The 14256-nt window shown below is 73.0% G+C and carries 16 protein-coding genes and 3 pseudogenes; 14 read left to right on the top strand and 5 right to left on the bottom strand.

What is annotated here, in order from left to right; genetic code table 11:
• Nucleotides 1-118 precede the first annotated feature (118 nt).
• The 4 genes from AB0G01_RS27005 to AB0G01_RS26990 all read left to right on the top strand — a co-directional run bounded on the left by AB0G01_RS27005 (nucleotide 119) and on the right by AB0G01_RS26990 (nucleotide 2610).
• Nucleotides 119-1120, top strand: a complete 1002-nt coding sequence (locus tag AB0G01_RS27005; RefSeq protein ID WP_360950610.1) for a LacI family DNA-binding transcriptional regulator — start codon at nucleotides 119-121, stop codon at nucleotides 1118-1120.
• Between the two features lie 124 nt (nucleotides 1121-1244).
• Entirely contained in the window at nucleotides 1245-1559 is a 315-nt protein-coding gene (locus AB0G01_RS27000) for a helix-turn-helix transcriptional regulator (RefSeq protein ID WP_360950607.1), read from the top strand.
• Nucleotides 1556-2020: a hypothetical protein gene (locus tag AB0G01_RS26995; protein WP_360950604.1), complete on the top strand. Its 465-nt coding sequence runs from the start codon at nucleotides 1556-1558 to the stop codon at nucleotides 2018-2020. The genes AB0G01_RS27000 and AB0G01_RS26995 overlap by 4 nt, the downstream gene beginning before the upstream one ends.
• On the top strand, nucleotides 2017-2610 hold the full coding sequence (locus AB0G01_RS26990; RefSeq protein ID WP_360950601.1) for a hypothetical protein: 594 nt from the start codon (nucleotides 2017-2019) through the stop codon (nucleotides 2608-2610). The genes AB0G01_RS26995 and AB0G01_RS26990 overlap by 4 nt, the downstream gene beginning before the upstream one ends.
• Nucleotides 2611-2661: 51 nt before the next feature.
• Here AB0G01_RS26990 and AB0G01_RS26985 read toward each other — a convergent pair whose 3' ends face one another.
• On the bottom strand, nucleotides 2662-3300 hold the full coding sequence (locus AB0G01_RS26985) for a TetR/AcrR family transcriptional regulator (protein WP_360950599.1): 639 nt from the start codon (nucleotides 3298-3300) through the stop codon (nucleotides 2662-2664).
• 165 nt (nucleotides 3301-3465) lie between these two features.
• Here AB0G01_RS26985 and AB0G01_RS26980 point away from each other — a divergent pair, with 165 nt between their 5' ends.
• Nucleotides 3466-4455 (top strand): PHP domain-containing protein, encoded by a 990-nt coding sequence (locus AB0G01_RS26980; protein ID WP_360950596.1) that lies wholly within the window; start codon nucleotides 3466-3468, stop codon nucleotides 4453-4455.
• Here the strand turns inward: AB0G01_RS26980 and AB0G01_RS26975 are convergent.
• Nucleotides 4439-5443, bottom strand: a complete 1005-nt coding sequence (locus AB0G01_RS26975; RefSeq protein ID WP_360950593.1) for a radical SAM protein — start codon at nucleotides 5441-5443, stop codon at nucleotides 4439-4441. The genes AB0G01_RS26980 and AB0G01_RS26975 overlap by 17 nt on opposite strands.
• A gap of 368 nt (nucleotides 5444-5811) precedes the next feature.
• Between AB0G01_RS26975 and AB0G01_RS26970 the strand changes: the two are divergent.
• Nucleotides 5812-6223 (top strand): annotated as a pseudogene (locus tag AB0G01_RS26970) (response regulator transcription factor); the annotation flags it as partial.
• A 1-nt stretch (nucleotide 6224) separates the two neighbouring features.
• Nucleotides 6225-6848 (top strand): response regulator transcription factor, encoded by a 624-nt coding sequence (locus tag AB0G01_RS26965; RefSeq protein ID WP_360950590.1) that lies wholly within the window; start codon nucleotides 6225-6227, stop codon nucleotides 6846-6848.
• Between the two features lie 143 nt (nucleotides 6849-6991).
• Here AB0G01_RS26965 and AB0G01_RS26960 read toward each other — a convergent pair.
• A pseudogene (locus tag AB0G01_RS26960) lies at nucleotides 6992-7264 on the bottom strand (phage tail sheath family protein); the annotation flags it as partial.
• Nucleotides 7265-7516: 252 nt separating this feature from the next.
• Nucleotides 7517-7618, bottom strand: a pseudogene (locus AB0G01_RS26955) (DUF4255 domain-containing protein); the annotation flags it as partial.
• 278 nt (nucleotides 7619-7896) lie between these two features.
• On the opposite strand from AB0G01_RS26955, the gene AB0G01_RS26950 reads away from it, so the two are divergent.
• From AB0G01_RS26950 to AB0G01_RS26935, 4 genes are all read left to right on the top strand, one after another.
• Complete coding sequence (locus AB0G01_RS26950) at nucleotides 7897-8739, top strand: NPCBM/NEW2 domain-containing protein (RefSeq protein ID WP_360950587.1); 843 nt, start codon at nucleotides 7897-7899, stop codon at nucleotides 8737-8739.
• A 169-nt stretch (nucleotides 8740-8908) separates the two neighbouring features.
• A complete protein-coding gene (locus AB0G01_RS26945; protein WP_360950584.1) occupies nucleotides 8909-9442 on the top strand; it encodes a hypothetical protein in 534 nt (177 codons plus the stop codon).
• A 44-nt stretch (nucleotides 9443-9486) separates the two neighbouring features.
• Nucleotides 9487-9831, top strand: a complete 345-nt coding sequence (locus AB0G01_RS26940; protein ID WP_360950581.1) for an ATP-binding protein — start codon at nucleotides 9487-9489, stop codon at nucleotides 9829-9831.
• Nucleotides 9828-10568: a SigB/SigF/SigG family RNA polymerase sigma factor gene (locus AB0G01_RS26935; RefSeq protein ID WP_360950578.1), complete on the top strand. Its 741-nt coding sequence runs from the start codon at nucleotides 9828-9830 to the stop codon at nucleotides 10566-10568. The genes AB0G01_RS26940 and AB0G01_RS26935 overlap by 4 nt, the downstream gene beginning before the upstream one ends.
• 87 nt (nucleotides 10569-10655) lie before the next feature.
• Here the strand turns inward: AB0G01_RS26935 and AB0G01_RS26930 are convergent, their stop codons facing one another.
• Entirely contained in the window at nucleotides 10656-11519 is an 864-nt protein-coding gene (locus AB0G01_RS26930) for a LysR family transcriptional regulator (RefSeq protein WP_360950575.1), read from the bottom strand.
• A 69-nt stretch (nucleotides 11520-11588) separates the two neighbouring features.
• Here AB0G01_RS26930 and AB0G01_RS26925 point away from each other — a divergent pair, with 69 nt between their 5' ends.
• The 3 genes from AB0G01_RS26925 (at nucleotide 11589) to AB0G01_RS26915 (ending at nucleotide 13978) form a co-directional block, all read left to right on the top strand.
• Nucleotides 11589-12377 carry an SDR family NAD(P)-dependent oxidoreductase gene (locus tag AB0G01_RS26925; protein ID WP_360950572.1) on the top strand — a complete coding sequence of 263 codons (789 nt, stop codon included), beginning with the start codon at nucleotides 11589-11591 and terminating at the stop codon, nucleotides 12375-12377.
• Between the two features lie 247 nt (nucleotides 12378-12624).
• Entirely contained in the window at nucleotides 12625-12993 is a 369-nt protein-coding gene (locus AB0G01_RS26920; protein ID WP_360950569.1) for a hypothetical protein, read from the top strand.
• Nucleotides 12994-13060: 67 nt separating this feature from the next.
• Nucleotides 13061-13978 carry a hypothetical protein gene (locus AB0G01_RS26915; RefSeq protein ID WP_360950566.1) on the top strand — a complete coding sequence of 306 codons (918 nt, stop codon included), beginning with the start codon at nucleotides 13061-13063 and terminating at the stop codon, nucleotides 13976-13978.
• Nucleotides 13979-14256: the final 278 nt, after the last annotated feature.

Raw genomic sequence — 14256 nt, 5'->3', positions numbered from 1 at the left:
CGCGTCGTCGGGGGTCGGATCGCGTGGTCGCCCGTACTCGGATGGAAGCGTTTTCAGCGGCGTCCCGGTCCGCTTCACTGGACCGGGACCGGCCTCGAACGCCCTTCGGAGGTAGCGCGTGGCGATCACCATCCGCGACGTGGCGCGACGCGCGCAGGTGTCCGTGGCCACCGTGTCCCGCGCCCTGACCACGCCGGGCCTGGTCCGCGCGGAGACCCGGTCCCGGGTGCTGGCGGCGGCGCGCGAGCTGGGGTACCGGCCGAACCGGGCCGCGCGCGGGCTGATCACCGGCCGGACCGGCAACATCGGGATCGTGCTGCCGGATCTGGCCGACCCCTTCTTCACCGGAGTCCTGAAGGCGGCGCAGGCGCGCGCCGCGCAGGCCGACTACGCCGTGTTCGTGGCGGCCGGCGACGACCCGGCGGCCGAGGTCGGGCTGGTGCACGCCATGGCCAAGCAGGTGGACGGGGTGCTGGTCTGCACGTCGGGGCTGACCGGCGCGCAGGTCGCGGAGGTGACGCGGGCGACCTCGCTGGTGCTGCTGGACCGCGACCTGCCGGGCGTGCCGGCGACGTTGATGGACGGCGCGGGCGGCGTCGGGCAGGTGGTGGACCACCTGGTCGCGCTGGGCCACCGGCGGATCGCGTACCTGGACGGTCCGGGCACGTCGTGGCCGGGCACGTCGTGGTCGGGTGCGGAACGCCGCCGGGGGCTGGCGGCGGCGCGTGCGCGGCACGGCGTGGACGTGGTCGGGCTGGGGCCGTTCGCGCCGCGCTTCGCGGGCGGCGCGCGGGCGGCGGACCTGGCGCTGACCGCCGGGGTCACCGCGATCATGGCCTACGACGACGTCATGGCGTCGGGTGTGCTGGCCCGGCTGCGCGACCGGGGCGTGCCGGTGCCCGGCGACGTGAGCGTGACGGGGTTCGACGACCTGCCGCACGCGTCGTTGTGCTCGCCGCCGCTGACCACGGTGGCGATGCCGCTGGGCCCGGCCGGGCGGACGGCGGTGGCGATGCTGCTGGCCGGGCTGGACGCGCGAACCGGTGAACCGCCGCGCGTGGTGCTGCCCACCCGGCTGGTCGTCCGCGCCACCACCGCCCCGCCGCCCGGCACGGGGTGACCGCGCGGACCCGCCCTCCCGGTCGGAATTCCACCTCACCGCGACTCTGCGTACCGGATCGATTGCGCAGTGCCATGACCCTAGGTAGAGTTAAACCATGGTTGCGGCGCGGAAGGGACCCAGGATGACCTTGCCCACCCAGCTCGTGCTGGGTGTGCTGCTGGAGGACCCCACGCTGGAGCGGTACGGGCTGGAGATCTGCCAGGTGGCCGAGCTGCCCAGCGGGACCGTGCACCCGATCCTCGCCCGGCTGGAGCAGTGCGGGTGGCTGGAGAGCCACTGGGAGGACGCCGACCCCCACGAGCGGGGCCGCCCGCGCCGCCGGTACTACCGGCTCGACCCGGGCAGCATCGCGGTGGCCAGGGCCGCCGTCGCGCGGGCCCGGGGAGCGGTGCCGCGCCTGGGCCTGCTGCGCCCCCACGCGGCAGGTGGCACATGACCAGACGGGATCGCCTGGCGCGCATCCGGTTGCTGGCGCACGACCTGGAGGTCGTGCTGGACGGCAAGCTGGACCGGATCCTGGACCGCCACCTCGCCCACCACCTCGCGCTGGAGCTGCGCCGGGCGCTGGAGCGCGACGGGGACGCGCGGCTGCGCGAGGTCTACCGGCGGGTGCTGTGGCTGGAGTTCGCGGTGGAGCGGAACTACCTCGCCACCGCGAGCTTCGAACCCATGGTCGCCGCCGCCCGGATCATCCGGCTGGAGCTGGAACCCCGGCGGGACAGCAGGTTGCTGGACCTGGCGGTGGCCGTGCTGCCGCTCCGCCACCAGGCCCGCTACCACGAGGAGTTCCGGGCCGAGCTCGCCGACCTGCCGCCGGCCCGGCGCATCCCGCACGCGGTGCGGCTGCTGAGCCGGTCCTGGATGCTGCGCCGCGCGTTGCAGGGGGAGACCCGATGACCGTCGAACTGCCCCGCCCCTGGCGGTGGTTCCGCCACCCGCCCGGACCGGAGTACCGGTCCATCCTGGTGGTCGACATCGCGGGCTTCGGGCGGTGGTCCAACCCGCACCAGATCGTGGCGCGGGACGTGCTGACCACCGCCGTGCGCGACGGGTTCCGCGCGGCGGGCGTGCGGCAGGCCGACCTGGGCCGGCAGGACCGGGGCGACGGCATGGCGGTGCTGATCCCGGCCCACGTGTCCAAAGTGGACATCCTGGACCCGGTCATCCCGGAGTTGATCTCCCGGCTGCGCCGGCACAACGCGACCGCGGTGCCGCGCATCCGGATCAGGCTCAGCCTGCACGCGGGCGAGGTGCACCGGGACGCGCACGGCTGGGTGGGCAGCGACCTGAACACCGCGTGCCGCCTGGTCGACGCCGAGCCGGTGCGCGCCGGGCTCCTCGGCGACGCGGTGCTGGTCGTGTCGGACGTGCTCTACCGGAGCGTGGTGCGGCACGGCTACCGCCGGGTCGACCCGGCCGCGTTCAGCCGGGTCGAGGTCGCGGAGAAGGAGGTCCGGGAACCCGCGTGGGTCGCGCAGGTCTCCTGACCGGCCACGGTCTTCGACCGTCCTCTGTGGACTCGGCGGGTGTTTCGTCGCTCACGGGGAGTCCCCGTAGACCGACCGCAGCCAGACGAACGCGAGCACGTCGACCAGTTCGCGGTCCTTCTTCGCCGAACGGCGGGCGGCCGTTCGGTTCAGGAAAGCCTGCTCGTTCATGGACATCAGCACCGCCGCGAGCGATCGCGCGTCCGGACCGCCCACCGCGACCCCGGCGTCCCGCTCGATCGTGATCTGCTCGGCCGTGGCGTCGACGAACCGCCGCGCCACCCCGGTCCAGAACTCGTGCACCCGGGGATCGGTGTCGCGGGCGCGGACGGCGGCGCGCAGCACCGGGCCGTGCGCCCGCCACACCGCGAGGGTCGCGCCGAGCGCCCGCCGGATGGCGGCCTCCGGGGGTTCGCTCCCCCGCCGCAGCCAGGACGACGCCGCCTCGTAGAGCGCGTCCAGCACGCGGGCGGACAGGGCGTGCAGCACGGCTTCCCGGGACGAGAAGTGGAAGTAGAACGTGGACCGCGAGATGCCCGCGCCGGCGGCCAGTTCGTCCACCGCGATGTCGTCCAGCGAGCGGTTCTGAAGCAGCCGTTCGGCGGTGTCCAGGATGGCCCGCGACGTGAGATCGCCTTTGCTGGGCCGACGTCGTGACCCGAGGGACCCGACCGGTGACCGTGGGGACATGGCGGACATGCTGGCTCCACCGCCCCGCGCACCGCAACCCTTCGCGACGAACCGGTGCCGACTCGCAAGGCGGCGTCCCGAGTGGACCGGCGCAAAGCCCACTAACACCCCCGGCGACGACCCGACCGGCGCGCGTCCGGCGCGCCGGCGGGGTAGACAGGACGGGTGGATCCCCTCTGGGCACTGCGACAGGTGGCGTTCCGGTTGGAGCGCGCGGGCGAACCCACCTACCGGGTACGGGCGTTCCGCCGGGCGGCGGAAGTGCTGGCGGCGCTGCCGCCCGGCGACCTGGCCGCGCGGGTGGCGAACGGCACGCTGACCGACCTCGACGGCATCGGCAAGTCGACCGCGGGCGTCGTCCTGGACGCCGTGGCGGGCCGCGAACCCGCGTACCTGGCCCGGTTCCACGCCCCGGTGGTCGGCGGTCAGGCGCTGCGCGCGCGGCTGAAAGGCGACTGCCACACGCATTCCGACTGGTCCGACGGGGGCAGCCCGATCCGCGAGATGGCCGAGGCCGCGCGCGACCTCGGGCACGAGTGGATGGCGCTCACCGACCACTCGCCGCGCCTGAGGGTGGCCAACGGGCTGTCCGCCGACCGGCTGCGCGAGCAGTTGGCGGTGGTGGCCGACCTCAACACCGAGCTCGCGCCGTTCCTGCTGCTGACCGGGATCGAGGTGGACATCCTCGCGGACGGTTCGCTGGACCAGGACCCGGATCTGCTGGCACGGCTGGACGTCGTGGTGGCGAGCGCGCACTCCAAGCTGCGGATGCCGGCGGCGGAGATGACCGAGCGGCTGCTGACCGCCGTGGCGAACCCGCACGTCGACGTGCTGGGCCACTGCACCGGCCGGCTGGTGGTGGGCAAGGGCCGCCCGGAGTCGGATTTCGACGCCGAGGCGGTGTTCGACGCCTGCCGGGACCACGGCACCGCCGTGGAGATCAACTCCCGGCCGGAGCGGCGGGACCCGCCGACCAGGCTGCTGCGGCTCGCGCTGGCGATGGGGTGCGAGTTCGCCATCGACAGCGACGCGCACGCGCCCGGCCAGCTCGACTGGCTGTCCTACGGCTGCGAGCGGGCCGAGGAGTGCGGCGTGCCGCCGGAGAGGGTGATCAACACCCGCAGCGCGGCGGAACTGCTCAGTTCTCCGCGTTAGCGGTGCGGGCGGCGCGCGAGGCCCGCACCAGGTGTCCGTACCAGGGGATCAGCGGACCGGTGCGGCCGTCCACCAGGCGCTGCCAGGTCGACCGGCACAGGTCCTGGAACGGCGCGGCGTCCCAGTCGCCGGCGAGCTCGGCCAGCGATCGGTCGTGCACGTTGCCCAGCCCGTAGCGGCGGTCGAAGCCGTAGGAGACCGGCACGGCCGCGCCGTTGGCCTCGATCACCAGCGGGGTCAGCCAGCGGCCCAGCGGCACCCGCCGGGGCACCGGTGCGGCCATGAACGCCTCGGGCCGCCGGGCCAGCACGGTCCGCGGCACGGCGTCGAGCTGCACGGCCAGGCCGTGCTCCTCGGCGATGCGCCCCAGCTCGACGGCCGCGTAGGCGAGTTCCACCGCGTCCGGCCGCTCCCCCGCCATCCGCCGGCTCGCCGCGCCCTCGGGCTCCAGCGGGTGCACCTGGAGCAGCAGCGCGCCGGACCGGGACGCGGCCAGCGCCACCTCGCCGAGCTGGGTGGCGTTGCCCTGGGTGAGGGTGGTGATGACGCCGACCGGGATGCCCGCCTCGGTGAGCCGCCGGATGCCGGCCAGCGCCTTGTCGAAGGAGCCCGCCCGGTCCCGGATGCGGTCGTGGGTCGCCTGGTCGCCGTCCAGCGACACGGCCACCAGGTCGACGAGTCCGCGCACCAGCCCGATCCGGCGCTGGGTGAGCGCGACCGCGTTCGTCGTGACGGTGGTTCGCATTCCGGCGTCCCGGGCGGCCCGTAACAACGCGGGCAGCTCCGGGTAGAGGAACGGTTCACCGCCCGACACGCTGAGCACGTCGTAGCCCAGCCCGGCCGCGTCGCCGACCACGGCGGCCAGCACGCCGATGGGCACGGCCTCGGCCACGTCGGGCCCTGAGCTGGAGTAGCAGTGCAGGCATCGCAGGTTGCAGAGCCTGGTCGGGTGAACTTGGAGGACCGCTCTGCCGGCCGTATGCCGCATTCCACCCTCCCGTGGTGCCTGATATCCGTATGGAGCAGGCACGCGGACTGGTGATACGTCATCGCGTTACCGACCACGCGGAGCATTCCCCCCAACGTGGGAACCTGCTGGTGTGCGTGAAACGACGGCCGGCGGATCTGCGATTTTCTCCACTAGGTGGTGAAGGCCGAGCGCCGCCGGACGGGGAGGGGACGTGCACCGCAGGTTCGCAGTGCCCGCCGAACCGGCCGACGACCAACGTGGTCCGGCTGTGGTGCGCGGACGGCCTGCACGTGGAGGTGGTGGACGACGGCTGCGGCGGTGGGGGGCTGGACTCGATCCGGGAACGCGCGCGAGGTCGGCGGGCAGTGGATGACGTGGCGCACGACCCGGCTGTCCGGGTGCTCGTGCTGACCATGTTCGACGACGACGATTCGGTGTTCGCGGCGATGCGCGCGGGCGCGCTGGGGTACCTGCTCAAGGCGTCCCGGCCGCAGCAGGTCGTGTGGGCGGTGCGCGCCGTCGCGGGGGGCGAGGTGCTGCGGCTGATGACGGACGGGCCGGGGCAACGCGGTGATCGCCCGCTCCCTGGTGCTCAGCCCCAAGACGGTGCGCAACCACGTGGCGAACATCCTGCGCAAGCTGCACGTCGCCGACCGCGCGCAGGCGGTGTCCCGGGCCGAGCGGGCCGGTCCGGGCCAGGAGTCGGGACAAGTCGGGACACCGGGGCCGTGGTGCCGGGGCACCTCGGATCGGGACGATCGGCCACGCGGGGACAACGGTCGCGGAGGCGGGAGCTGACATGAACGGTGAGCAGATCGCGGTGGCGCTGCACGCGGCGGACTCGATCACCCGGGCCGGGGTGACCGCAGCGCTGCGGTCCCGGCCGGAGATCCGCCTGGTCGAGCCGGACGACCCCGCGCCGGTCGCGCTGGTGGTGCTGGAGAAGCTGGACGGCCCGGCGCGGCGGCTGCTGCGCGGGCTCCAGGTGCCGGGCAGCCCGGACATCGTGCTGGTGGCGGGCGACATCGCCGATCCCGAGCTGCTCGACATCGTCGGCAGCGGGGTGTCGGCGGTGATCCGGCGCTCCGACGCCACGCCGGACACGTTGGTGCGCCTGGTGAAGGCCACCGCCGCCGGTGAGGGCGCACTGCCGCCGGACCTGCTCGGTCGGCTGCTGGACCGGGTGTCCCGGTTGCAGCGCACCGCACCCAACCCCAACGGCTGGACCATGGCCGGCATGTCCGACCGGGAGACCGAGGTGCTCCGGCTGATCGCGGACGGCTTCGAGACCAAGGAGATCGCCGAGAAGCTGTGCTACTCGCAGCGGACCGTCAAGAGCGTCCTGCACGACATCACCAACCGGTTCCAGTTGCGCAACCGCGCCCACGCCGTGGCGTTCGCGTTGCGCGAAGGGCTGATCTGACCCTGGGTGCGGCTCACCGCACCCGTCCCGAGAACGACACCGAAGGCGTGCAGTTCCCCTTCTCCGCAGGGTTTCGGCCGTTCACCGCGAACACGACCTTCTCCCCCGGCTTGAACCACAGCGGTTGCACGTAGTGCCGGTCCGGTCAGCACGTTGTCCTTGGTGCGCTTGGTCGACACGTGGCGCGTTTCGACCACCTTGCCGTTCTGCTTGACCAGCAGGGTGATGCCGTTGCCGTCGGCGCGCTCGCCGCCTATGCGGACCACGTAGCAGTTGTCGCCACCGTATCGCCGAACGCCTGCGTGTACTGGGCCCAGTCGGACACCAGGGTCGGCGTGGTGAAGGGTCCGCGCGGCGAACCCCACGAAGGCGGCGACGGCGGTGCCCACGCCCTCGATGGGCCGTGCACCGGCGATTCGCCCTCCACGACGGCGCTCGCGCCCGCGTTGCCGACCGCGCGTTGCAGCCGCCCGGACGCCGCCCCGGTGGTCGGCGGCGCGAACGGGTCGCGCCGGGACGCCGGCAGGGCCTCGTCGGCCAGGTGCAGCCCCCGGAACGGGTCGTCGGGGTTCGGGTCGGTCCGGCGGCGGCAAGTGGCGCGTGACCACCTCGCCGTCGTCGTACTCGTCGAGCAGGCCGCGCCGGCGGCGGAGCACGTCCTCGCGGATGTCGTAGAGGTAGACGTCCACGGTGGGCGCGTCGAACGCGACCTCGACGTCCGTGCCGCGCAGGGCGTCGTCCCGGACCAGCCGGCGCAGTGCCTCGTCCACCTCGTGGATCACGCCTCCACCCCGGGGTCCGGACAGGGGGCCGGGGCAGCGGCGCTGCGGCGGACCCGGGGCACCCCCGGCTGCCCGCGAGGGCAGTTCACCGACCCAACCATTTCATTCGCAATTACCGCACCACTCCGCGCGCACGAGGGTGCGGACTTCCGCTTTTCTACCTATTGAGCACCCCCGGATCGGTGCTACTGTGCGCGCCGACCGGGATGTCGGCGGGAACTCGCGAACCGCACCCGTACGGGTGCCGCAGAAAGGATTCGTGGCCAATGGAAGGTCGGCACCAACGGGCGCGCACCACGACGGACGACCCCGAAAGTGAGCCGACTCCCCCGCGGCCGATCATCGCAGTGGCCCGCTGGTCCGGCGCGGCGACGAGCCTCACCGGCACCCTGGTCGCCGTCCTCACCTTTCCGACGCTATTGCTGAAAATCATCGGCGCGATTGTCTGCGGGTTGATCGGGGTGACCATCCTGACCACCTCGCGGGCCCGGGACAGACCCGCGCCGCGCGGCCTGCTGTCGTTGACGTCGGCCAGCGTCGCGGCGTTGGCGCTGGTGATCACGTTCGGCAGGCAGGCCGCACCGGTCGAGCCGGTGCCCCCGCAGGCCGCGCCCAACCTGAGCACCACGACCGCGGTGGACCCGGTCGGTTCGACGAAATCGGCCTCCCCGGTATCCCGTGGAGCCGTTTCCCTGACCACTCTGGGACCGGTCGAGAACGACCCGGCGGAAAACCTCTGGACACCCGGTCCGGTCCGCTTCCGGGGTGTGCCGCACGACCACGCGATATCGGCCACCGGCGCGTGGTGCGGTTCGAATCAGATCGAATATCCGCTGGACGGCCGCTTCGCGCGTTTCACGGCGTTCGTCGGTGTCGTCGACGAATCGGCCGAGACGAAACCACTGGATTTCTACGCGTTGACCGACGGGAATCGCGTGGTGGACCTCGCGGCGGTGTCGGACAAAGCGCCGCAATTGGTGGACATCCCGGTCACCGGGGTCAAACGCCTGGTGATCGGCGTCAAGCCGCCGGCCGGCGACCCCAGCAACTGCCCCGGCCCGGAACGCGTCGGCGCGTGGGCCGATCCGCTGCTGACGCCGGGCGAGTAGGCCCGCCTGGCGACGCGGTGCCGCCCTCACCCGGCCCGAGCTGCGGCCCGGTGACAACGGGATCGAGCACGTCCAGCTCGGCGGTGGTGCCCGCTGCCGGGTCAAGTTCGACTTCGTCGCAGGTGAACACGCCGGGGCCGTGATGTCGATCCAGGTAGCACCGCCTGTCATGGCCACAGTGATCGTGACCGTCTGCTTGGCGTTCGTCGGCTACCTCGTGACCTACCTGAACGGGTTGCGCCTGGCCCAGAGACAGGCCCGGCTCACCTTCTCGGCGAAGTACGCCCGCCCGGACGGCCGCGACCCCTTCCGCCACGACACGCCTCCCGACGACCGTGAACTCGCGGAGTGGCGCATCCGGGCCGCAACCGTCTTCATCCCCACCATCCAGGCCATGCGTGACGTGGTGGTCACCAAGGCGGACCTGCTCATCGACGAGGAGATGCCCCCGGCCTCGGCCACGTACCCGGCCTCGAACCCCGTCGAACGGGAGACCGACCGCCCCATCGGGCACAAGATCCGGATGCGGCACGGCGGCGCTCACCCCGCCCCCGCACCAGCCCGACAACCAGGGCCGAACACCGACAGCAACACCGACGAGCAAGTCCGAACACCGACCGGTCGGAGTGGACGGGACACGGTCGCTCCGGCCGTTCGCCGCTTTCACGATTCCGGGTCCCGGTCCAGGGTGGACGGGGTGTAACGAGGTCATGGCCCGGGTATGCGCCTCGCATGGACCGCGCGGACGTGGAATTGAGACTGGCGGCACGACCCGCGCACCTGTCCACGATCCGCGCGGTCGCGAAGGCCGTCGCGCGCCCGCTGCCCGAACTCGCGGTCGACCTGGTCATCGCCGTGGACGAGGCGTGCGGGACGTTGATCGCGAAGGCGTGCCGGCCCGCGCTGCTGGTGTGCCGGTTCGTCCGGGACGGCAATTCCGTTCGGTTTCGCGCACAGGTCCGCTCATCGGCCGTCACCGTCCCCGACCACCGCTCGTTGTACTGGCGGGTCGTCAGTTCGGTGACCGACACGGTGGCCACCTGGGTGGACGGAGACGGCCTGTTGCACGTCGAGTTGAGGTGCCGGGCATGAACGCGGTCGACTACCAACCGCTGTTCGTGGAACTGGCGGCGGTACAACGCGATGACGCGCGTTACGCGCGCCTGCGCGACCACCTGGTCACCGAGCACCTGCCCCTGGCCTGGCACATCGCCGACCGGTTCGCCGAACGCGGGGAGAACGCGGACGACCTGAGGCAGGTCGCCGCCCTGGGGCTGATCCACGCCGTCGACCGGTTCGACGCCGCGCGCGGGATCGACTTCCTGGCCTTCGCGGTGCCCACGATCACCGGCGAGGTGCGGCGCTACCTGCGTGACCAGGGCTGGGCGGTGCGGGTGCCGCGCCGGCTCCAGGAGCTGTGCCAGTCGATCGACACCGCACGGGTCGAGCTGGCCCGCCGCACCGGCCGCTCCCCCAAGCCGACCGAGGTCGCCCGGCACCTGGGGATCGGCGTGGACGAGGTGTACGAGGGCCTGCACGCGACCTCCGCGCACCACCTGCTGTCGCTGGAGGAGTTGACCGGCGGCGAGCTGACCGGCGACGGGCTGGTGTTCGACGACCCGGCGTTGGAGGTGGTCGAGTTGCAACACGCGCTGGACCCGATGCTGCGCGGCCTGCCCCGGCGCGAGCGGCGGATCGTGGTGCTGCGGTTCTTCCGGAACATGACGCAGAGTCAGATCGCCGATTTGGTGGGCGTGTCCCAGATGCACGTGTCCCGGCTCTTGAGCCGCTCTCTGGCCCGGTTGCGCAGCCTGCTCGACGACGTGTGACCGAGTCCACACCGGAGCCGGTCCGGCCGTGATGCCGGGGTGGGGCCGCACCCGGGCAGCCGGGGCGCGGTGCGGCGCACCACCGGCTCACCCCTCCAACGCTGTTTGGACGAACCGGGCGATCCACGGTGATCGGCTGCCCGCCGGCCAGAGGACCAGGGTCCGGTACGGTGCCGCGTCGGGTACCGGGCGGTACGTCACGTCGGGCCGGACGTTCAGCGCGGCCAGCGAGGCGGGCACCAACGCCACGGCCTGGCCGAGGGCGACCACGTCCAACAGGTGGGCGCTGTCCCGCACGACCGGACCGTCGGCCGGGCGACCCGGGTTGCCCAGCCAGTAGTCGCGGTCGACAGCCCGTGGGCCGCTCCACCGGGGCGCGGGCTCGGCGAGCAGGTCGGCGGTGCCGAGGACCTCGCGCCCGGCCAACTCGTGTCCCACCGCGAGCGCGGCGACGCGCGGTTCGGTCGCCACGACCTCGACGTCGAGGTCGTGGCCGTCGACGCAGGCGGCGATGGCCAGGTCCGCGCGCCCGTCCCGGACCATGTCGGCCTGCTCGCCGAACCCGCTCAGGACCACCTGGACCTCCGGTGCGCCCGGATCGGCCCGGAACCGCTCGCGGACCCGCAGCAGCAACCGCGTGGCCACCCCTGGTTTGGCGGTGACCACGAGTCCGCGACCGGGAAGGCCGGCGTGCCGCGTCCGGCGCACTGCGGCGTCGAGGGCACCGAGGACGGCGGCGGCCTCCTCGAACAGGACTTCGCCGGCCCGGGTCAGCGCCAGCCGGTGTCCGGTGCGATCGAAGAGGTCGACACCGAGCCGACGCTCCAGCAGGCGCACGGCCCGGGACAGCGGCGGCTGCGCGATGCCGAGCCGCTCGGCCGCGCGGGTGATGTTCAGGCTCTCGGCGACAGCGCGGAAGTAGCGCAATTCGCGGATCTCCGGCTCCGGCATACCGCCAGGGTATGGGTGGGTACCGAATCGGTCGTTCTCTTCCGGTGCGGCGTCGGCTGGAGTGGTGGCGTGAACGAGAACGAAGTAGCACTGGTCACCGGCGGCAACAAGGGCATCGGCCGGGAGGTGGTCCGCCAACTGGCCGGACGGGGCTTCACCGTCTACCTCGGTGCCCGCGACCCGGAACGTGGCCGCTCGGCCGTCGAGGAGCTGACGAGCGCGCCGGTTGGCCGGGACGCCGACTTCGGCGGGCGGCGCACCGGGTTGGACATCCGGTCCGTGCGGCTCGACGTCAGCGACGCGGCATCGGTGCGGGCGGCCGTCGAGACGATCGAGACCGCGACCGGGCGGTTGGACGTGCTGGTCAACAACGCCGGGATCATGGTCGAGTGGGATGTCCGGACCGCCGACGTCACGGCCGCGCAATTCCGCGAGGTGTACGAGGTCAACGTCTTCGGCGTCGTCACGGTGACATCGGCGTGCGTGCCGCTGCTCCGCCGTTCCCGCAACCCGCGAATCGTCAACGTGTCCAGCGGGCTCGGGTCGCTCACCCTGCTGAGCGACCCGGACAGCCCTCTCCCGGCTCAGGGCTTCCTCGCGTACAGCTCGTCCAAGGCGGCGCTCAACGCCGTGACCCTGATCTACGCCAACGCCCTCCGCGCCGATGGCATCAAGGTCAACGCCGCCGGTCCGGGCCTGGTGCCGACCGATCAGAACGCCCCGGCGACCTTCCCCCGCGGCGACCGCACCACAGCCGATGGCGCGGCCGTCCCGGTCCTTCTCTCGACGATCTCCGCCGATGGTCCCACCGGCGTCTTTCGCGGGCCGAATTCCGTGGACGACGTCATCCCGTGGTGAGCACCCGACGAATCCCCCAGGGCATTCAGGACTCGTCACCCGCCCGGAAGGGTGAATTCGCCGCGACCGGAATAAGACCCTCCGCGCCACCGCGCACATCCGGCCGCCCGAAGTATTCTTTACCCATCGGCGACAGACGACCCGATCGAATGACATCGGAGCCCATCGCAGCGCACACCGCGACCAACGACACGGATCAGCAACAACTCGTGACTTCCTACCGAAGCCGGAAAGCGGGGTGGTCGCCGTGGCGGACCTGTCCTGGCCGCAGCGCACGGCGCTGGTGCTCGGCGCGCTGCTCGTGGTGTGGGGGGTGGTCGACTTCACCGCCGGCCGCGCTCCCCTGGGGTGGTTGCACGTGATCGCGGGTGCGGCGGTCGTCGTGGCCGCGTTCCGGGCGCGGGCGGTCCGGCTCGTGGGCACGTTGACGGGACTGGTGTTCCTGGTGGTGTTCGCCTACGGGATCGGCGACTCGGGCGGGCCGCTGGACGCCGGGCTCCCGGGCAACGCCGCGCACCTGCTGCTCGGCTTCGCCTCGGTGGGGATCGCGGAGGGCTGCGTGTGGTCCGAGCAGCGCTCCCGCCGCCGGGCGCGGCGGGCCGAACGGCGGTCGTAGCCCGCCACGCGGTTGTCCCGGACGGGGGACGGGTACCTCTTGGGTGACGCCGAACGGGAGGACCGCGATGCAGGAGTGGCAGGGGGTGGTGGGGGTCGACGGGCCGTTCGCCTCGGTCTACCTCGACATGAGCGATCACGTGGAGCTGCGGTGGCGTGCCGCCCGCGACCAGTTGGAGGGGTCCGGTGCGGGTGCCGAGCTGCTGGAACTCCTCGACGGGGCGCTCGTGACCGGCACACCGCCCGGGATGACCGGGCGCGCGCTGGTCGTCGGGGACGGGCGGGTGCTGGTCGACGTGTTCCTGCCGGTGCCGCCGACCGGGTACCTGGCGCGGTTCGGGAAGCTGCCCTACCTGCTGCCGATGGTGGACCTGTCCGAACCGCTGCTGCCCCACGTGGTCGTGGACCTGGGCGCGCACGGCGCGGAGCTGCGCGGGGTGGCCCGGACCGGGCGGCCGGTGGCCGTGGCGTCGGTGGGCGCGCGGCGGGCCGACCGGCCGTGGGAGCCGGCCGAGCTGGCGGACGTGGCGTCCGAGGCCACCGCGCTGGTGGACCTGCTGAACGCGCCCCTGCTGGTGCTGGCGGGCCCGTTGTCCGCGCGGCGCTCGCTGCGGGTCGCGCTGCCCGAGCAGTACCGGCACCTGGTGGTCGAGGTGGACGGAGCACCGGACCTGGCCGTCGAGGTGCTGGCCGGGAGGGCCGACCAGGACGGGCGGCGGGCCGTGGTGCAGCGGTTCCGGGACGAGACGGCGCGGATGACCGGGCGGGCCGTGCACGGCGTGCAGGCCGCGCAGGCGGCGCTGGCGGCCGGCACGGTCGGCACGCTGCTGCTCAGCGAGCCGCTCGTGGGGTCGCTCGACGCCGAGGGCGGGCGGGCGGACGAGGTGCTGCCGCTGCTGGCCGCGTCGTCCGGGGCCGAGGTCGTGCTGGTCGGCGAGACCGTGCGGCTGCACGAGGACGTCGGGGCGCTGCTGCGCGGCGAGTGAACCCGCCCCGAAAATTCACCGTGAAGTTTGGGTTGAAGTCCACGTGGGCTGGGTACAGACGCGCCATGGCGCTGCTGTGGACCTCGGGCGTGGAGCGGGAGCTCCTGTCCGCCGCCCCGGTACCCGCACGCCCGTGTCCACCCGCCGGGGACGCACGCCCGAGGGGCGTCGCGCACCGGTGGCGTGGACCTGTACCTCGTGGGCGTGACGCGGAGAACAGTCCCCCCGCGGGTGCGCGCTCGGGAATACCGTGGACCACGCGCCGCACCGGCGGTGCG

Origin of the sequence: Actinosynnema sp. NPDC023587 (genome assembly GCF_040640215.1) — a bacterium.
Classification (GTDB): Bacteria; Actinomycetota; Actinomycetes; order Mycobacteriales; family Pseudonocardiaceae; genus Actinosynnema.
This window is presented reverse-complemented; position numbering and strand designations above follow the sequence as displayed.

Excerpts from the sequence above, each read along its gene's own strand:
- AB0G01_RS27000 (WP_360950607.1), top strand. The coding sequence starts at position 1,245 with ATGACCTTGCCCACCCAGCTCGTGCTGGGTGTGCTGCTGGAGGACCCC.
- AB0G01_RS26985 (WP_360950599.1), bottom strand. The coding sequence starts at position 3,300 with ATGTCCCCACGGTCACCGGTCGGGTCCCTCGGGTCACGACGTCGGCCC.
- AB0G01_RS26990 (WP_360950601.1), top strand. The coding sequence starts at position 2,017 with ATGACCGTCGAACTGCCCCGCCCCTGGCGGTGGTTCCGCCACCCGCCC.
- AB0G01_RS26995 (WP_360950604.1), top strand. The coding sequence starts at position 1,556 with ATGACCAGACGGGATCGCCTGGCGCGCATCCGGTTGCTGGCGCACGAC.
- AB0G01_RS26935 (WP_360950578.1), top strand. The coding sequence starts at position 9,828 with ATGAACGCGGTCGACTACCAACCGCTGTTCGTGGAACTGGCGGCGGTA.
- AB0G01_RS26915 (WP_360950566.1), top strand. The coding sequence starts at position 13,061 with ATGCAGGAGTGGCAGGGGGTGGTGGGGGTCGACGGGCCGTTCGCCTCG.
- AB0G01_RS26975 (WP_360950593.1), bottom strand. The coding sequence starts at position 5,443 with ATGCGGCATACGGCCGGCAGAGCGGTCCTCCAAGTTCACCCGACCAGG.
- AB0G01_RS26965 (WP_360950590.1), top strand. The coding sequence starts at position 6,225 with ATGAACGGTGAGCAGATCGCGGTGGCGCTGCACGCGGCGGACTCGATC.
- AB0G01_RS26945 (WP_360950584.1), top strand. The coding sequence starts at position 8,909 with ATGGCCACAGTGATCGTGACCGTCTGCTTGGCGTTCGTCGGCTACCTC.
- AB0G01_RS26950 (WP_360950587.1), top strand. The coding sequence starts at position 7,897 with ATGGAAGGTCGGCACCAACGGGCGCGCACCACGACGGACGACCCCGAA.
- AB0G01_RS26930 (WP_360950575.1), bottom strand. The coding sequence starts at position 11,519 with ATGCCGGAGCCGGAGATCCGCGAATTGCGCTACTTCCGCGCTGTCGCC.